The sequence below is a fragment of the Enterobacter sp. MGH 38 genome (genome assembly GCF_000492855.1).
GTDB lineage: Bacteria > Pseudomonadota > Gammaproteobacteria > Enterobacterales > Enterobacteriaceae > Enterobacter > Enterobacter hormaechei_C.
In genome coordinates this window covers 1,917,494-1,932,417 of sequence record NZ_KI535608.1, presented here as the reverse complement: position 1 = coordinate 1,932,417, position 14,924 = coordinate 1,917,494, and the positions used below count along the sequence as shown (strand labels likewise).

Annotated in this window: 17 protein-coding genes and 2 pseudogenes; 7 read left to right on the top strand and 12 right to left on the bottom strand. The window is 53.7% G+C overall.

All coding sequences use genetic code 11. The features are described 5' to 3' along the window. Nucleotides 1-36: 36 nt before the first annotated feature. Nucleotides 37-1,200, bottom strand: coding sequence for a porin OmpC (ompC, locus tag L384_RS02355; RefSeq protein WP_023324910.1), 1,164 nt, complete (start codon nucleotides 1,198-1,200; stop codon nucleotides 37-39). 283 nt (nucleotides 1,201-1,483) lie between these two features. On the opposite strand from ompC, the gene L384_RS02360 reads away from it, so the two are divergent. From L384_RS02360 to L384_RS02370, 3 genes are read left to right on the top strand one after another with little or no spacing between them, the layout of a single operon-like run. Next, nucleotides 1,484-2,185 (top strand): phosphohydrolase, encoded by a 702-nt coding sequence (locus L384_RS02360; RefSeq protein ID WP_023324909.1) that lies wholly within the window; start codon nucleotides 1,484-1,486, stop codon nucleotides 2,183-2,185. Between the two features lie 43 nt (nucleotides 2,186-2,228). Continuing rightward, entirely contained in the window at nucleotides 2,229-3,662 is a 1,434-nt protein-coding gene (locus tag L384_RS02365; RefSeq protein ID WP_057979973.1) for a DNA cytosine methyltransferase, read from the top strand. After that, nucleotides 3,643-4,134, top strand: a complete 492-nt coding sequence (locus L384_RS02370; protein WP_023324908.1) for a very short patch repair endonuclease — start codon at nucleotides 3,643-3,645, stop codon at nucleotides 4,132-4,134. The genes L384_RS02365 and L384_RS02370 overlap by 20 nt, the downstream gene beginning before the upstream one ends. Here L384_RS02370 and yedA read toward each other — a convergent pair. Beyond that, complete coding sequence (gene yedA / locus L384_RS02375; RefSeq protein WP_023324907.1) at nucleotides 4,106-5,020, bottom strand: drug/metabolite exporter YedA; 915 nt, start codon at nucleotides 5,018-5,020, stop codon at nucleotides 4,106-4,108. The genes L384_RS02370 and yedA overlap by 29 nt on opposite strands. A gap of 178 nt (nucleotides 5,021-5,198) precedes the next feature. Here yedA and L384_RS02380 point away from each other — a divergent pair, with 178 nt between their 5' ends. From L384_RS02380 to dgcQ, 3 genes and pseudogenes are all read left to right on the top strand, one after another. Next, the gene (locus tag L384_RS02380) at nucleotides 5,199-6,110 is read left to right on the top strand and encodes a DUF808 domain-containing protein (RefSeq protein WP_023324906.1); all 912 of its coding nucleotides are present in this window, start codon (nucleotides 5,199-5,201) and stop codon (nucleotides 6,108-6,110) included. Between the two features lie 77 nt (nucleotides 6,111-6,187). Beyond that, nucleotides 6,188-6,369 (top strand): annotated as a pseudogene (locus L384_RS0121390) (DUF2158 domain-containing protein). A gap of 84 nt (nucleotides 6,370-6,453) precedes the next feature. Further along, nucleotides 6,454-8,154 (top strand): cellulose biosynthesis regulator diguanylate cyclase DgcQ, encoded by a 1,701-nt coding sequence (gene dgcQ, locus L384_RS02385; protein ID WP_003859577.1) that lies wholly within the window; start codon nucleotides 6,454-6,456, stop codon nucleotides 8,152-8,154. Here dgcQ and L384_RS02390 read toward each other — a convergent pair. Continuing rightward, on the bottom strand, nucleotides 8,139-8,939 hold the full coding sequence (locus L384_RS02390) for a mannosyl-3-phosphoglycerate phosphatase-related protein (RefSeq protein ID WP_003859579.1): 801 nt from the start codon (nucleotides 8,937-8,939) through the stop codon (nucleotides 8,139-8,141). The two genes, dgcQ and L384_RS02390, sit on opposite strands and share 16 nt — an antisense overlap. Before the next feature lie 295 nt (nucleotides 8,940-9,234). Further along, nucleotides 9,235-9,462, bottom strand: a complete 228-nt coding sequence (yodD, locus tag L384_RS02395; protein ID WP_017383339.1) for a YodD family peroxide/acid resistance protein — start codon at nucleotides 9,460-9,462, stop codon at nucleotides 9,235-9,237. 128 nt (nucleotides 9,463-9,590) lie between these two features. Between yodD and dsrB the strand changes: the two genes are divergently transcribed. Continuing rightward, nucleotides 9,591-9,779 carry a protein DsrB gene (gene dsrB, locus L384_RS02400; RefSeq protein WP_003859583.1) on the top strand — a complete coding sequence of 63 codons (189 nt, stop codon included), beginning with the start codon at nucleotides 9,591-9,593 and terminating at the stop codon, nucleotides 9,777-9,779. 99 nt (nucleotides 9,780-9,878) lie between these two features. On the opposite strand, the gene rcsA is transcribed toward dsrB, so the two are convergent. From rcsA to fliL, 8 genes and pseudogenes are all read right to left on the bottom strand, one after another. Beyond that, nucleotides 9,879-10,502 carry a transcriptional regulator RcsA gene (rcsA, locus tag L384_RS02405; RefSeq protein WP_003859584.1) on the bottom strand — a complete coding sequence of 208 codons (624 nt, stop codon included), beginning with the start codon at nucleotides 10,500-10,502 and terminating at the stop codon, nucleotides 9,879-9,881. Between the two features lie 290 nt (nucleotides 10,503-10,792). Next, nucleotides 10,793-11,585, bottom strand: a pseudogene (fliR, locus tag L384_RS02410) (flagellar biosynthetic protein FliR); the annotation flags it as partial. A 6-nt stretch (nucleotides 11,586-11,591) separates the two neighbouring features. After that, on the bottom strand, nucleotides 11,592-11,861 hold the full coding sequence (gene fliQ / locus L384_RS02415; protein WP_003859587.1) for a flagellar biosynthesis protein FliQ: 270 nt from the start codon (nucleotides 11,859-11,861) through the stop codon (nucleotides 11,592-11,594). Between the two features lie 10 nt (nucleotides 11,862-11,871). Next, the gene (fliP, locus tag L384_RS02420; RefSeq protein WP_003859589.1) at nucleotides 11,872-12,609 is read right to left on the bottom strand and encodes a flagellar type III secretion system pore protein FliP; all 738 of its coding nucleotides are present in this window, start codon (nucleotides 12,607-12,609) and stop codon (nucleotides 11,872-11,874) included. Further along, on the bottom strand, nucleotides 12,609-12,983 hold the full coding sequence (fliO, locus tag L384_RS02425; protein ID WP_003859591.1) for a flagellar biosynthetic protein FliO: 375 nt from the start codon (nucleotides 12,981-12,983) through the stop codon (nucleotides 12,609-12,611). The genes fliP and fliO overlap by 1 nt, the downstream gene beginning before the upstream one ends. A 2-nt stretch (nucleotides 12,984-12,985) precedes the next feature. After that, nucleotides 12,986-13,399, bottom strand: a complete 414-nt coding sequence (gene fliN / locus L384_RS02430; RefSeq protein ID WP_003859592.1) for a flagellar motor switch protein FliN — start codon at nucleotides 13,397-13,399, stop codon at nucleotides 12,986-12,988. Next, nucleotides 13,396-14,400, bottom strand: coding sequence for a flagellar motor switch protein FliM (fliM, locus tag L384_RS02435; RefSeq protein ID WP_003859594.1), 1,005 nt, complete (start codon nucleotides 14,398-14,400; stop codon nucleotides 13,396-13,398). The genes fliN and fliM overlap by 4 nt, the downstream gene beginning before the upstream one ends. A 4-nt stretch (nucleotides 14,401-14,404) precedes the next feature. Beyond that, on the bottom strand, nucleotides 14,405-14,875 hold the full coding sequence (fliL, locus tag L384_RS02440; RefSeq protein ID WP_003859598.1) for a flagellar basal body-associated protein FliL: 471 nt from the start codon (nucleotides 14,873-14,875) through the stop codon (nucleotides 14,405-14,407). Nucleotides 14,876-14,924 lie beyond the last annotated feature (49 nt).

Genomic DNA, 14,924 nt, shown 5'->3' with positions numbered 1-14,924 from the left:
AAAAGCCCGCATCGCGGGCTTTAATTTTGATAGTGCTTAGAACTGGTAGGTCATGCCTACGCCAACGATGTCATCGGTAGAAATACCGTTCGCTTCGTAGAAGCGTTCATCGTTGTCCAGCATGTTGATTTTGTAGTCAACATAGGTGGAGAAGTTCTTGTTGAAGCTGTAGGTCATGCCCACGTCGATGTAGTTAACCAGATCCATGTCGCCTTTCTGACCCTGCGGGTTGCCAGCGTAGCCTGGATAAGTCATGTCCTTACCTTTAGAGTAAACCCATGCCAGGGATGGACGCAGACCGAAGTCGAACTGATACTGTGCCACTGCTTCGAAGTTCTGAGTCTGATCCGCAATACCATAATCGCCGTATGGGGTCATGTTGCGGGTTTCAGCGTACATCATCGCCAGATAGATGTTATTGGCATCGTATTTCGCGCCAATGGTCCATGCTTCGGCTGTTTCACCGCCAGCAAAGTGGGCGTTATTTCTACCCGCACCGACTTGTTCGTTAGTACGGTCAGAAGAAGAGTATGCAGCACCCAGGCTCAGACCAGACAGATCGCCAGAGAAGTCATAAGAGGTAGACATACCGAAGCCGTCGCCGTTCTGGAAACGAACATCATCATGACCGTTTTTGGTGCCTTCCTGATTTTCGTTTGCGTTAGCACCTTCGTTAGCACCCTGGTATTGCAGCGCAAAGTTCAGGCCGTCGACCAGACCGAAGAAGTCATTATTACGGTAGGTCGCCACACCGTTAGTACGGCCAACCATATAGTTGTCGGTCCAGGTATAGGAGTCGCCACCAAATACCGGCAGCATATCTGTCCAGGCTTCAACGTCATACACGACGCCGTAATTACGGCCATAATCGAATGAGCCATATTCGCCGTATTTCAGGCCAGCAAAGGCCAGACGGTTAAAAGAGGTGTCGCCTGCGCCTTCGGTATCGTTAGCGTAGGTTTTATATTCCCACTGGCCGTAACCTGTCAGGTCGTTCGTGATCTGCGTTTCGCCTTTGAAACCCACCTGTACATAGGTTTCATCGCCGTCGTCGCCTGGGTTGTCGGAGAAGGTATGACGCGCATCAACCTTACCGTACAGGTCAACTTTGTTGCCGTTTTTGTTATACATTTCCGCTGCATTTGCTGCGCCAGCCATTAATAACGCGGGTACGAGAATTGCCAGAACTTTTCTTTTCATTATATATTCCCTTTAAATATAAATTGTCTGAATATATGTAATTACCCTCCGTAACTACATGGCTGATACTATTCTATGGATTATTATTTAGGTTCAAAAATAAATGTAATTAAACTGGTAAAAATATTACAAAATATTTCTTTTTATCTCTTTATTTTTCATGTGAATTAATTAATTGAAAATATAGCGGGTAATTATTATTAAGTATTTCGTAATTCTATTTATTAAAGATTTTGATTCGGATGTATTATAATTCACTCTCTTTGAGCAACAGGATGGGATGATGGAACTTGCGCAGTGGCAGCACCGTTATGAGCGCTGGCTCGACGAAAATCATTTTACTGATGATGCGGCGCACGATATCGCCCATTTTCGCCGCGTCTGGATGACGGCGCAGGGTATTATGGCTGACGAGGATAGCGATCCGCTGGTTGTGTTGACCGCATGCTACTTCCATGACATTGTCAGCCTGCCGAAAAATCACCCGGAACGTAGCCACTCCTCGCGGCTGGCAGCGCGAAAAACGCGCGAGATCCTCAGTCGCGACTTTCCTGATTTTCCGCCGGATCGTTATGCAGCCGTTGAGCATGCTATTGAAGCGCACAGCTTCAGTGCCGGTATCGCGCCGCAAAGCCTGGAGGCCAAAATTGTGCAGGATGCCGACCGGCTGGAGGCGTTAGGCGCTATCGGCCTGGCGCGCGTCTTTGCCGTCTCCGGTGCGCTGGGCGCCGCGCTGTTTGATGCCGACGACCCGTTCGCCGGAACACGAGCGCTGGATGATAAAGCCTTCGCGCTCGACCACTTTCAGACCAAACTCCTGCGCCTGCCGGACACTATGCAAACCGCGCGGGGGCGCAAACTTGCGCGTCACAATGCCGATTTTCTGATCCAGTTTATGGCGAAGCTGAGTGCCGAATTACAGGGCGATTACCTCGGAACCGACAGCCAGATATTGACCCATTTCCGTCGCAGTGTGCGATCCTGAACTGTGGTACTCTGTTTTCTGTCTTTATTGTCCGGTTAAGAGAATGCAGGAAAATCGATCAGTGACTGTGCCCGCGCCTGAGCGGGTTGAGAAATCAACGGCAGCCGTGCAGGCACTCCTGCGTCAGCTGCTGGAAATGTATGATGCTAAAACGCTGGCAAACCAGCTGGTGGCCCATGGCGAGAGTCACTGGAGCCCGGCGATACTCAAGCGGTTGCTGATAAGCGACAGGGCAGGGCACCGCCTGAGCGACGGCGAGTTCCGTTATCTGCGCAACCTGCTGCCGCGTCCTCCTGCTGCGCATCCGAATTATGCCTTTCGATTTATCGATCTCTTTGCCGGTATCGGCGGCATTCGCCATGGCTTTGAAGCTATTGGCGGGCAGTGTGTGTTCACCAGTGAATGGAATAAACATGCCGTCCGTACCTATAAAGCCAACTGGTATTGCGACCCCGACGCGCACCAGTTCAACGCGGATATTCGTGATGTCACGCTGAGCCACAAAACTGGCGTCAGCGATGAAGAGGCCGCCGAACACATTCGCAATACCATTCCGGCGCACGATGTGCTGCTGGCAGGCTTTCCGTGTCAGCCGTTCTCGCTGGCTGGCGTGTCGAAAAAGAACGCGCTGGGACGCGCACACGGCTTTGCCTGTGATACGCAGGGCACACTGTTTTTTGACGTTGCCCGGATTATTGATGCCCGCCGCCCGGCAATTTTTGTGCTGGAGAACGTCAAGAATTTAAAGAGTCATGACGGCGGCAAAACCTTCCGCATTATCATGCAAACGCTGGATGAACTGGGTTACGACGTGGCGGATGCAGAGGATATGGGGCCGGACGATCCGAAAATTATCGACGGTAAACACTTCCTGCCACAGCACCGCGAACGTATTGTGCTGGTGGGCTTCCGCCGCGATCTCAACCTGAAAGGCGATTTTACGCTGCGTGATTTGCCTTCGCTGTATCCGGCGCGCCGCCCGACGGTAGCCGATCTGCTGGAGCCGGCCGTCGATGCAAAATTCATTCTGACCCCGGTGCTGTGGAAATACCTCTATCGCTATGCCAAAAAGCATCAGGCCAAAGGCAATGGCTTTGGGTTTGGCATGGTCAATCCGCTTAATCCTGACAGCGTGACGCGTACGCTGTCGGCGCGCTATTACAAAGATGGCGCGGAAATTCTTATCGATCGGGGCTGGGATAAGGCGCTGGGCGAAAAAGATTTCGACGATCCACAGAACCAACAGCACCGACCGCGGCGCTTAACGCCGCGCGAGTGCGCTCGCTTAATGGGCTTTGAGACGCCGCAGGGCTACAGTTTTCGCATCCCCGTGTCGGACACCCAGGCCTATCGTCAGTTTGGCAACTCGGTGGTAGTGCCCGCCTTTGCCGCCGTAGCTAAACTGCTGGCCTCACGTATCAGCAAGGCCGTTCAGCTTCGTCAGAGTGAGGCCGTCAATGGCGGACGTTCACAATAAGGCCACGCGCAGTAAAAACATGCGTGCCATCGGCACGCGTGATACCGCGATCGAAAAACGGATCGCGGGCCTCCTGACCGCCGTCGGGTTTGAATTCAGGGTTCAGGATGCCACGCTTGCCGGGCGTCCTGATTTCGTCATCGACGCGTACCAGTGCATCATCTTTACCCACGGCTGTTTCTGGCATCATCATGACTGCTATCTGTTTAAAGTCCCGGCGACACGCACCGACTTCTGGCTGGACAAAATTGGCAGGAACGTCGAGCGTGATAAACGCGATGTTTCGCAGCTTTACGCTCAGGGCTGGCGGGTGCTGATTGTCTGGGAGTGCGCGCTGCGCGGAAGAATGAAGCTGAATGACGTGGAACTGACGGAGCGGCTGGAAGAGTGGATCTGCGGCGGCGGTCAGGCCGCGCAGATCGATACCCAGGGCATTCACCCGATCACGGTTTCTCCACCTCACACCTCGTAACAATCGGTTTCGCGGGCAGCAAATATTTACCCAGCGTGACCAGCACCACGGCAAAGACAATCACGCCCAGCGCCAGCCATTCAATCGTCGACAGCACTTCGCCCGCAAAACCGGTACCCAGCAGCACGGCCACCACCGGGTTAACGTAGGCGTAGCTGGTGGCAACCGCCGGTGAGACGTTGCGAATCAGGTACATATAGGCACTGATAGCGATAATGGAGCCAAACAGCGCCAGATACCCGACGGCCAGGAAACCTGAAAGGTCTGGCATCGCCGTCAGTTTTTCACCCGTCAACGCGGAGGCCATCAGCAGCACAATGCCTGCCGCGAGCATCTCAATGGCACCCGCCATCATCCCGGAAGGCAGCTCGATGCGGGAACCGTAGACCGAGCCGAAGGCCCAGCTCATGGAGCCGATCATGATCAGAACGGCAGCCCAGGGGTTCCCGCTCAGGTTACCGCCGCTGTTCAGCAGGATGATACCCACAAGCCCAATCGCGATGCCCAGCCATTCGAGCTTACGGGTGCGGATCCCGAAGAGACGACTAAAGCAGAGCGTAAACAGCGGCACGGTCGCGACGACCACGGCGGCGATGCCCGACGGTACGTTCTGGTGCTCGGCGACGGTTACCGCGCCATTGCCCACCGCCAGCAGCAGCAGGCCAATCAGGGCGGCGTTAAGCAGGGGACGCAGCGGCGGTAGCCTGTGGCCGCGCAGCAATAAAAATGCCATCAGCAGCACGCCGGCCGTAAGGAAACGAATACCGGCCATCATCAGCGGGGGCCAGCTTTCCACGCCTATACGAATGACAAAATAGGTGGATCCCCAGATGATATAAAGAGAAAAGAGTGCTCCAATGAGCGGTAATAAATGCCGAAAACGCATAGTCCCTCACGACGAAATAAAAAGTTCGCTCATAGTTAACGCCAAAACTATCGGGCTGGCGAGTGCTTTAATTGTGTAGTTAATGTGAAATTTTTGTTGACGTGAGGTGCCTGTTTCCGGGCGGTGAGTTTTGTTCCATACTATTCACTTAATTAGCAAAAAAAGAAGGATAGAGATTTTGGCAGGAAGTAGCTTATTAACATTGCTGGATGATATCGCCACCTTGCTGGATGACATTTCGGTTATGGGAAAACTGGCGGCGAAAAAAACCGCCGGGGTACTGGGAGATGATTTGTCGTTGAACGCGCAGCAGGTCAGCGGCGTGCGGGCGAACCGTGAGTTGCCGGTGGTGTGGGGCGTAGCGAAAGGGTCCTTTATTAACAAGGTGATCCTCGTTCCGCTGGCGTTGCTGATTAGCGCCTTTATACCCTGGGCCATTACGCCCCTGCTGATGATTGGCGGGGCGTTCCTGTGCTTCGAGGGTGCCGAAAAAGTGTTGCATATGTTCGCTGCACGCAAAGAGAAAGACACCCCGGAAATGCGCCAGCAGCGTCTGGAAGCGCTGGCCGCGCAGGATCCAAAAACGTTCGAGCGCGATAAGGTCAAAGGCGCGATCCGTACTGACTTCATCCTCTCGGCCGAAATTGTGGCGATTACGCTGGGGATCGTCTCAGAAGCCCCTCTGATGAACCAGGTGCTGATCCTGTCCGGCATTGCGATCCTCGTGACGATAGGGGTTTATGGTCTGGTCGGGCTGATCGTCAAGCTGGACGATATCGGCTTCTGGCTGGAAAAAAAATCCAGCGCAATTGCGCGCGGCATCGGGAAAAGCCTGCTGGTGGTAGCGCCGTGGCTGATGAAAACCTTATCGGTGGTGGGAACCCTGGCAATGTTCCTGGTCGGCGGTGGAATTATCGTGCACGGTGTTGCTTCGCTGCATCACATGATTGAACATTTTGCGTCAGGCCAGGGAGCGGTAGTCGCTGCGATCCTGCCCACATTGCTTAACCTCGTGCTGGGCTTTCTCGTCGGTCTGATTGTGGTAGCCGTTGTTAAGCTGGTTGAAAAAGTACGCGGGAAATCGCATTAATTATTGCTGACCCCGGGTGCAAAAAGACTATTCCTCGTCTAAATTGAAAACGTTTCACCCTGATACAGGAGGCAGGTATGGTCTTTTTGATCAGTGATGAAGTTAAGCCTAAAAATGGTGGTCAGGCATGATCGTCACCGGGTATTCCAGCGGAATGGTGGAGTGTCGGTGGCATGATGGATACGGCATTAAGCGGGAGGCTTTTCGTGAAGACGAGCTTCAGCCTGCTAATAAAAGGCAAAAACGCGACAAGGCTTAATCACACAACGCCCGGCCTTGCCGGGCGTTTTTACTGGCAGAAGACTTATCATATCGGATGGTGAGCGACAATCAGGGAGTGTGTGTGCAGCACGATACCTTTGTTGTAAAACAATCTTTTTTGCAGTGGCTGCATAAGCGTAGCAATCCCAGTTTGATTGTTAACCTCTGTTTTATCGTTGTCCTGATTTTTTCCACTCTCCTGACCTGGCGCGAAGTTGTGGTACTGGAAGATGCTTATATCTCCAGCCAGCGTAACCATCTGGAAACGGTTGCCAGTGCGCTGGACAGACAGCTTCAGTTCAGCGTCGATAAAATGCTGTTTTTTCGCCACAGCATGCATGATGCGCTGGAAACGCCGCTGGCGTTTGGCGCGCTGCATGATGCGGTAAAGCGTTTTGCGCATTTGCGCACGTCTCCCACCTGGCAAATTGCGGTTGATAAACGGCGCACATTACCGATCAACGGTGTTTCGGATGCCTTCGTTGAAAAGACCACTCTTCTGAACCGTGATGATGAGTACCTTGATAATGAATTGTCCGCGGCGCTTGAAGTGGGGTATTTACTGCGTCTGGCATCCAGCCCTTCCCGCAACGAAGAGCGCGTGATTTATGTCTCTCGCGCCGGATTCTTTCTGGAAACGGATACGCCGGGAAATTCCAGCGATATCGTGCAGCGCTATTATCATCTGGTCACTCAGCCCTGGTTTACCCAACAGTCCGAGCGTGAAAACCGTGCGCGTGCCGTGCGCTGGTTTATCTCGCCGCCTTCCTCTTTTGTGGGCAAAAAGCCGCTGATTACCGCCAGCGTGCCGGTTTATTACCATCACGTCTGGTATGGCGTGGTGGCGATGGATTTCACCTTTGCCACCCTGCGTCGCCTGCTGGTGGAAGCCGTGGGCGATAACCCGGAAGGGGAATACCAGCTGTATGACAGCCGGCTTACCCTGCTTGCGACATCTGAGTCACCTGCTGTGGACGTTAATCATTTTGACGCGCGCGAATTAGCCCAGATAGCGCACGCGATAGAATCGGATTCCGAAGGCGGCATTCGTCTGGGGAGTCGTTTTGTCAGCTGGGAGCGTCTTGACCATTTTGATGGCGTCATCCTGCGCGTGCACACCCTGGATGAAGGGGTGCGCGGCGATTTCGGTAGCATCAGCATTGTGCTGGCATTGCTTTGGGCGCTGTTCACCGCGATGCTGCTCATCTCATGGCTGGTGATCCGGCGCATGGTCAGTAATATGTATTCGATGCAGAACTCGCTGCAATGGCAGGCCTGGCATGACCCTCTGACCCGGCTGAATAATCGTGGATCGCTGTTTGATCAGGCGAAAATACTGGCGAAGCAGTGTGAACAGCAGTCGCTGCCTTTCTCGGTCATTCAGATCGATCTTGACTGCTTCAAGAGTATCAATGATCGGTTCGGGCATCAGGCGGGTGATAAGGTGTTGTCCCATGCCGCGGGGCTGATTGCCAGCACCCTCCGTGATAAAGATATTGCCGGACGCGTCGGGGGGGAAGAGTTCTGTGTGGTGCTGCCCGGCATGACGCTTGAAGAGGCGGCGGAAGTCGCAGAGCAGATCCGCGAGCGTATCGACAGCAAAGAGATCCTGATTAAGAAAAGTACCACCCTGCGCGTGAGTGCGTCGTTTGGCGTCTCTGGTGCGCAGGAGAAGGGCAATTATCACTTCGAAAATCTGCAATCCACCGCCGATGCGCGTCTGTATGAGGCGAAACAGCGCGGGCGTAACCGGGTCATCTGGCAAGATCACCTCAAAAAGTAATCAAGTCCCTCGCACCAGCCGGTCGGCCCGGTGTGCTGAGTGTGATAAACCCGGGCTGGATCGTTGTTTATAAGGCTGATACCCTCCCGGTTGAAGCCTTTCACCACCACGGCGAAGCCTACGCTGTCCAGCAGCGGGGCATCATTGGGGCCGTCGCCCAGGCCTAGCGTCGTCGGTTCGTAGCCCTCGTGCAGGCGATACTGGTCCACAAGCCAGTGAACCGCCACGTCTTTGCCGCAGCAGGTGTCCAGAATATGCCAGAAGCGTGCACCCTGGACGATCTTCAGCCGCTGCCGGGCGAGTTCGGCGGCAAAGTATCTCATTTGTTCATCACTGTCACGCCAGATCAGCGTCACGGAAGCCTCGTGCTTGCGCGCAAGCACCGAACGGGGACGGCTCAGCCCGGTCCATTCGGCGACTACGTGCTCGTCCACATCATCGAAGGTGGTGAATTTCAGATGCATCTCCTGGCGTACCCGGGCAATACACTGCCGGATATCGTCATGCTTCTTTTCTGAGATGAACCGTGCGGCGTTTTCCCACCGTACGTCAGGCTGGATCACCGCGCCGTTTTCCGCAATGTAGGGCAGCCCGCCAAGCCCCAGTTCCTGCTGGATGTCATCCATCTCGGACGCGGTTTTGCTGCTGCACAGAATGACCGGTATCTGTTCATCCATTAATTTTTCCAGCCACGGGGCCGCAGGCTGCCAGTCAAGGGTGTGAAAATCCAACAGCGTGCCGTCGAGGTCGGTAAAGACAAGAAGAGTCTCCTCAAGCGAAGGCATAATGTCTCCCGGATGATGCTTTTTCCTAAGAAAAATCTTAAAAAAAATAGGCATTGAAGCGCCGTTTAAGTGGAAACGATCCCGACAAACCCACACGCGGCGCAGGTTTATACTCATAACCAAAATTCACATGTATAAAATATAATATTCGCTAAGAGAATATATGCTTGTAAGACAATTCTGTTGGGGATAACGTCTTACCTGCATCAGATTTCCTGGTGTAACGAATTTACAAGTGCTTCTTGCATAAGCAAGTTTGATCCCGGTCATCCCCATGACCGGGATTTTTTTCGTCTTAGCGGTTCGTCTCCGAGACGCTAAAGTCATGGATATCCAGCTCGAATGCTTCAGCCAGTTCACGGTAGGTATGGTAATCCCGACCATTGACCACGACACGGTCTGAATTATCCTCCGCGCGATGAACTTCGGACTCACTAATTTCATTGATGGCGGCAAGCAGGGCATCGACATCCACTTCAACCTCACGCTTAATGGTGTCGCTGTACTCTTTGTCAGTCTTCATGGCGGGCTCCTCATTTAACCGTCTCAACAGCTAAGTATAGACCGCACACAAAAACGCCATTCGCGCCAGGCGGCGATGCCAGGCAATGTAATTTGTTCTACACTGGCTCAAAACCACAGGAGGAATGTATGAAGGTCAACGATCGGGTAACCGTCAAAACGGACGGTGGGCCGCGCCGCCCGGGCGTGGTTCTGGCAATAGAAGAGTTTAATGAAGGCACAATGTATCTGGTGTCGCTGGAAGATTACCCGCTCGGCATCTGGTTCTTCAACGAACTGGGGCACCCGGATGGGATCTTTGTGGAAACGGCGGAATAGGGCGGCGTCGGGGGCGTCTTCTCCCCGGCTCCGGCTGCTTAAAAGCAAAATCTCTGGCCAGGCCAGAGATCAAGGTAGGGTACAACATGGCCGTGCAAATTAGCGCATATTAACGAAAATCCCATTCGTCACATTATCTGTCAGGCGTACGACATGGTATATCACTTGCTTATTATGCGTTTTAATTTTCCTTTTAATATTTCCTTTGTGTGACGATACTGTTTTTGCCTTGATATTCATCTGGTCTGAGATCTGAATTGTCCCTTGTCCAGCCATCCACATTCTTAGCATACTTGATTCAGTTCTGCTTAATGATAGGGTGGGTAAGTTAATCGCCCCTACATTCTTAACTTCTTTATTCAAATAATCGCCCAGAATGTCATCAAGTGACTCTGGTTTAATCGATTTCGAGCTGATTAATAAGTTTTTACGCACCAACAAATACTCATCGAAATGAATATTGGCGATCGCCATAAAAACAATGAACAGGGTCTTAGGATGCTGATTAATGATCTGCTTAATGTGCTGACTGTTAGCGGGGTCGTGAATGAAACAGTCCTCATTAATAAACACCACGCCGGGCTTGTGGGCGTCACAAGCGGCTGCGAGTTCTTCAACGGTGTGTGCATCGTTGATGTCTCTCTTTCTAACCCCTCTGCTTGCTAAGTACCCGGTTAACCCTAGCCGGGTGTAGCTGCATAAATCCATAATGATCGTTGACATGGCATACCCTCACTCAATGCGTAACGATAATTCACCACCTGCCTGAGAGCTCATAAACAGCCATACGGGATGGAAAAAATCTAATAAAACCTGTGAGCATGACAAAGACTTTCAGGCGAACTCACTATCCCGTAAAGTTACGTATAATTTGCCAGGAATCATCTTAAAGTAAAGTAAATATTAAGTATTGTGAGGTGGTTAGAAACATTTAAACCGCGTCAGATATATCCTGGTAGATGTTTTTCGAGATTAATTTTAGGAATATCCTCAGAAAGACATTGCAAACACTGCGGGTTATTATTTGCGTGGAAGTTCGCTAACAATATCCGCTAACAGATTGAATATCTCACTGAATAAATGTTCGCAGAAGGGGGCGATAAGTGGCATCAATAATGACATTAATAAAAGGCCAACCGTCAACGTCACCGGAAAGCCGATGACGAATACCGACAGCTGCGGAGCCATTCGGTTGAGTAAACCTAATGCGAGGTTAACGGTGAGCAGCAGGGTAATGATCGGCAGCGCCAGCATCAGCCCGTTGAGGAAGATCAGCCCGGCAGCCCTCACCAGCGCCAGAAACGCGTTGCTGTTGACCGGGTTGTCGCCAATCGGCAGCGTGTGGAAGGTGTCCACCAGCATCGAGATGAGCCACAGGTGGCCGTTGAACGAGAGAAACAACAGCATCGCCAGCAGGTCGATAATACGTGCCAGCACGGGCATATTCAGGTGGCTGCCCGGGTCAACGAACGTCGCGAAAGACAGGCCCATTTGCAAACCGATAAGTTCACCCGCCGTTCGTACCGCGGCGAAGGCGAGCTGCATCGTGAACCCGACCGCCACGCCAATCATCACCTGTTGCAGGGCAATCCAGACGGCGTTCGGGGAAAAAATCGGAATATCCACCGCCGGCAGGGAAGGGGCAACGATAATCGTGATAACCATGCCCAGCCCAATTTTGACGCGTTTAGGCACCGACTTTTCACTGAGTATGGGGGCGGTGGAGATCAGCGCCATGATGCGCAGCATCGGCCAGAAATAGATCCCGAGCCACTGAACAAACTGATCGCTGGTGAAATGCAGCATCGTCCGTCAGCCGATGATGTAAGGCAGATTGGTGAACAGGTTGCGCATATAGTCCAGCAGCAAATTGAGCATCCATGGCCCGGCAACGATAATCGCCACGAAGACGGCAATGATCTTCGGGATGAACGACAGGGTCATTTCGTTAATCTGCGTGGCGGCCTGGAGAATACTGATAATCAGACCGGTGACTAGCGCAACCAGCAGCAGGGGCGCGGCGACAGCAATCGCGACTTTCATCGCCTCCGTGCCCATCATCATGACCGACTCAGGCGTCATTGCGCGCTCCTCAACTGTAGAAACTCTGCGCCAGCGAGCTGACCAGCAGCTGCCAGCCGTCGACCAGCACGAACAGCATGATCTTAAAGGGCAGGGCAATGGTCGCGGGCGGAACCATCATCATCCCGAGCGCCATCAGGACGCTGGCGATCACCAGGTCGATAATCAGGAACGGAATGAAAATGGTGAAGCCAATCTGGAACGCGGTTTTCAGCTCGCTGGTGACATACGCTGGCAGCAGGATGCGCATCGGCACCGCTTCCGGTCCCTGTAACTCGCCCGTGTTAGCGAGACGGGCAAACAGGGCCAAATCCGCTTCGCGCGTCTGGCGAAGCATAAATTCACGTAATGGCTGAGCCCCCTTTTCCAGGGCAACCTGCATGGAAATTTTATCTTCGCTGAACGGCTGGTACGCCTCGGTGTAAATCTTGTCGATAACCGGCGACATAATGAAAAAGGTCAGGAACAGGGCTAAACCCAGCAGCACCTGATTGGGCGGTGCGGACGGTGTGCCGAGCGCATTTCGCAGCAGACCAAACACAATGATGATGCGGGTGAAGCTGGTCATCATCAGCAGGATCGCCGGGATAAAGGTCAGCGAGGTGATGAACACCAGCGTCTGCACGGACAGGGACCAGCTTTGTCCCCCGTTCGCCAGCGGCGTGGAAACCAGCCCCGGCAGTTGCGCATACACAGAGGGCGCGAACAGGCCCAGGCCTGCCAGCGTAAGGAATAACAAACGGCGCATCAGGATCTCCCGGGACGCTTGAGCAAACTCTTCATAACGGACTGGAAATCCGCAGGGGCCTGGGCGTTAGCCTCCACCGTGGCAGGCGCAGGGGGCAGCGTGTGAAGAACGTTAATGCTGGAGGCGGTCACGCCCAGCACCAGTCGCGCATCTTCCACCTCCACAATGACCACGCGTTCGCGCGGTCCTAGCGGGGTGCTGGCGCTGACCTTCAACCCGCGGGTACCGGCCGTTTTCCCCGCCAGACCGAAACGCTTTGCCAGCCAGGCGGCGATAAGGATAAAGGCAATAATACCGAACAGCGCGCCGCTCACCTGGAGCAGCGGTGAGCCGGGTACGGCGGAGGGCGCGGACAGTGTTGCCTGGGTTTTCATACTTAACGGCTCAGACGACGCATACGTTCGGAAGGGGTAATGATGTCGGTGATACGTACGCCGTATTTATCGGCCACCACCACCACTTCGCCTTGTGCAATCAGGTAGCCGTTGATCAGAATATCCAGCGGCTCACCCGCTAAACCGTCAAGCGCCACCACGGAACCCTGCGTCAGGCGCAGCAGCTCTTTAATGGTCATGCGGGTGCGACCCAGCTCAACGGTGAGCTTGACCGGAATGTCCATAATCAGGTCGATGTCCTGCAACGTGCCGCTGACGTCGCCGCCGCCTAACTGCTGAAAGACCGCGTCTGCCGCGCTTTTCGTCGGCGTCGTTTTCTGCTCGTTTAACGCGTCAGCCCACAGATCGTCCAGTGCTCCGCTGTTTTCATCGGACGGATTGTTCATGTCACTCATTTGGGCTGTTCCTCATTCAGCGAATTCAAAATCGGGTTGATCAAGTGCTCAACGCGTAACGCATACTGGCCGTTAATCGTGCCGTACTGGCTTGTCAGCACGGGTACGCCATCCACATGGGCAATAATGCGGTCGGGTTTATCTATCGGCAAAACGTCGCCGGGTTGTAATTTCAGGATCTGCGATAACCGCATGGAGATGTCGGCAAAGTTGGCTACCAGCTCCAGCTGCGAGTGCTGCACCTGACGCACCAGGTTCTCACGCCAGTTCTGATCTTCGTGACGTGAGTTCTCCAGCGGCGGGTTCACTAGCAGTTCGCGCAGCGGTTCAATCATGCTGAACGGCAGGCAGATGTTGAACTCACCCGTCAGGTTGCCGATCTCGACGTGGAACGGGGTATTCACGACGATGTCATTCGGGGAGGTGGTGATGTTGGTAAATTTCACCTGCATCTCGGAACGCACGTACTCCACTTCCAGCGGGTTAATCGCTTTCCACGCGTCGCTGTAGGATTCCAGCGCCAGCTTCAGCATGCGGTTAATCACGCGCTGTTCGGTATGGGTAAACTCCCGGCCTTCCACTTTGGTCGGGAAACGGCCATCGCCACCGAACAGGTTGTCCACTGCGATGAACACCAGGCTTGGCGAGAACACCACCAGGCCGGTACCGCGCAGCGGTTTCAGATGGATCAGGTTAAGGTTGGTTGGCACCGGCAGGTTGCGGGCAAACTCATGATACGGCTGAATGCGGATGGCACCGACGGTGATATCCGGGCTACGACGCAGCAGGTTAAACAGCCCCATACGGAACTGACGTGCGAAACGTTCGTTGATGATCTCCAGCGCCTGTAAACGCTCGCGCACCACGCGACGCTGGGTATTGGGATCGTAGGGACGAATATTATCGTCGCCGGTCAGACCCGGTTTCGGTTCGTCACTCTTATCGCTGTCGCCGTTGAGCAGCGCATCGATTTCTGCCTGAGAAAGAATACTGTCGCCCATGTCGTTACCGCAGAATGAAGGCTGTATACAGAACGTCAGTGACTTCCTGCTTAGGTTGGCCGTTTACCAGCGGGGTCGCCAGCGTCTGTTTGATGGCATCGACCAGCTTTTGCTTGCCCACATCGGTGGCGAGCGCGGAGGCATCCTGACGAGAAAACAGCAGCAGCAGACGGCTACGCACTTCTGGCAGGTAGTCGTTCAGACGTGCACGGGTCGCTTCATCTTTCAGACGCAGCGTAATACCCACGTAAAGCACGCGATCCGCATCGCCCAGGTTCACGGTGAACGTATCCAGCGGGTAGAAGACCGGCGCCGGTGGAGGCGGCGCTTCAGCTTTGGCGGCCGCGCTGGAGGGTTCCTGCTGCATACGCCAGTAACTGTAGCCTGCGGTGGCGCAGGCCGCGAGGGTAATCAACACCAGCAGCGGGATCCAGATGGAACGCTTGCTTTTTTTGGTGATAGCGGAGTCTGTCATCTGATACGAGCTTCCTGTTTCGGTACAGCTTAATACGGTGATTATCCCG

Bases quoted from the DNA above. Each gene is read 5' to 3' on its own strand.
- L384_RS02365 (WP_057979973.1), top strand. From the start codon at position 2,229: ATGCAGGAAAATCGATCAGTGACTGTGCCCGCGCCTGAGCGGGTTGAG.
- L384_RS02390 (WP_003859579.1), bottom strand. From the start codon at position 8,939: ATGCCTTCGCTTGAGGAGACTCTTCTTGTCTTTACCGACCTCGACGGC.
- dsrB (WP_003859583.1), top strand. From the start codon at position 9,591: ATGAAGGTCAACGATCGGGTAACCGTCAAAACGGACGGTGGGCCGCGC.
- fliN (WP_003859592.1), bottom strand. From the start codon at position 13,399: ATGAGTGACATGAACAATCCGTCCGATGAAAACAGCGGAGCACTGGAC.
- fliO (WP_003859591.1), bottom strand. From the start codon at position 12,983: ATGAAAACCCAGGCAACACTGTCCGCGCCCTCCGCCGTACCCGGCTCA.
- yodD (WP_017383339.1), bottom strand. From the start codon at position 9,462: ATGAAGACTGACAAAGAGTACAGCGACACCATTAAGCGTGAGGTTGAA.
- fliQ (WP_003859587.1), bottom strand. From the start codon at position 11,861: ATGACGCCTGAGTCGGTCATGATGATGGGCACGGAGGCGATGAAAGTC.
- ompC (WP_023324910.1), bottom strand. From the start codon at position 1,200: ATGAAAAGAAAAGTTCTGGCAATTCTCGTACCCGCGTTATTAATGGCT.
- rcsA (WP_003859584.1), bottom strand. From the start codon at position 10,502: ATGTCAACGATCATTATGGATTTATGCAGCTACACCCGGCTAGGGTTA.
- fliP (WP_003859589.1), bottom strand. From the start codon at position 12,609: ATGCGCCGTTTGTTATTCCTTACGCTGGCAGGCCTGGGCCTGTTCGCG.
- yedA (WP_023324907.1), bottom strand. From the start codon at position 5,020: ATGCGTTTTCGGCATTTATTACCGCTCATTGGAGCACTCTTTTCTCTT.
- L384_RS02370 (WP_023324908.1), top strand. From the start codon at position 3,643: ATGGCGGACGTTCACAATAAGGCCACGCGCAGTAAAAACATGCGTGCC.
- L384_RS02360 (WP_023324909.1), top strand. From the start codon at position 1,484: ATGGAACTTGCGCAGTGGCAGCACCGTTATGAGCGCTGGCTCGACGAA.
- fliL (WP_003859598.1), bottom strand. From the start codon at position 14,875: ATGACAGACTCCGCTATCACCAAAAAAAGCAAGCGTTCCATCTGGATC.
- fliM (WP_003859594.1), bottom strand. From the start codon at position 14,400: ATGGGCGACAGTATTCTTTCTCAGGCAGAAATCGATGCGCTGCTCAAC.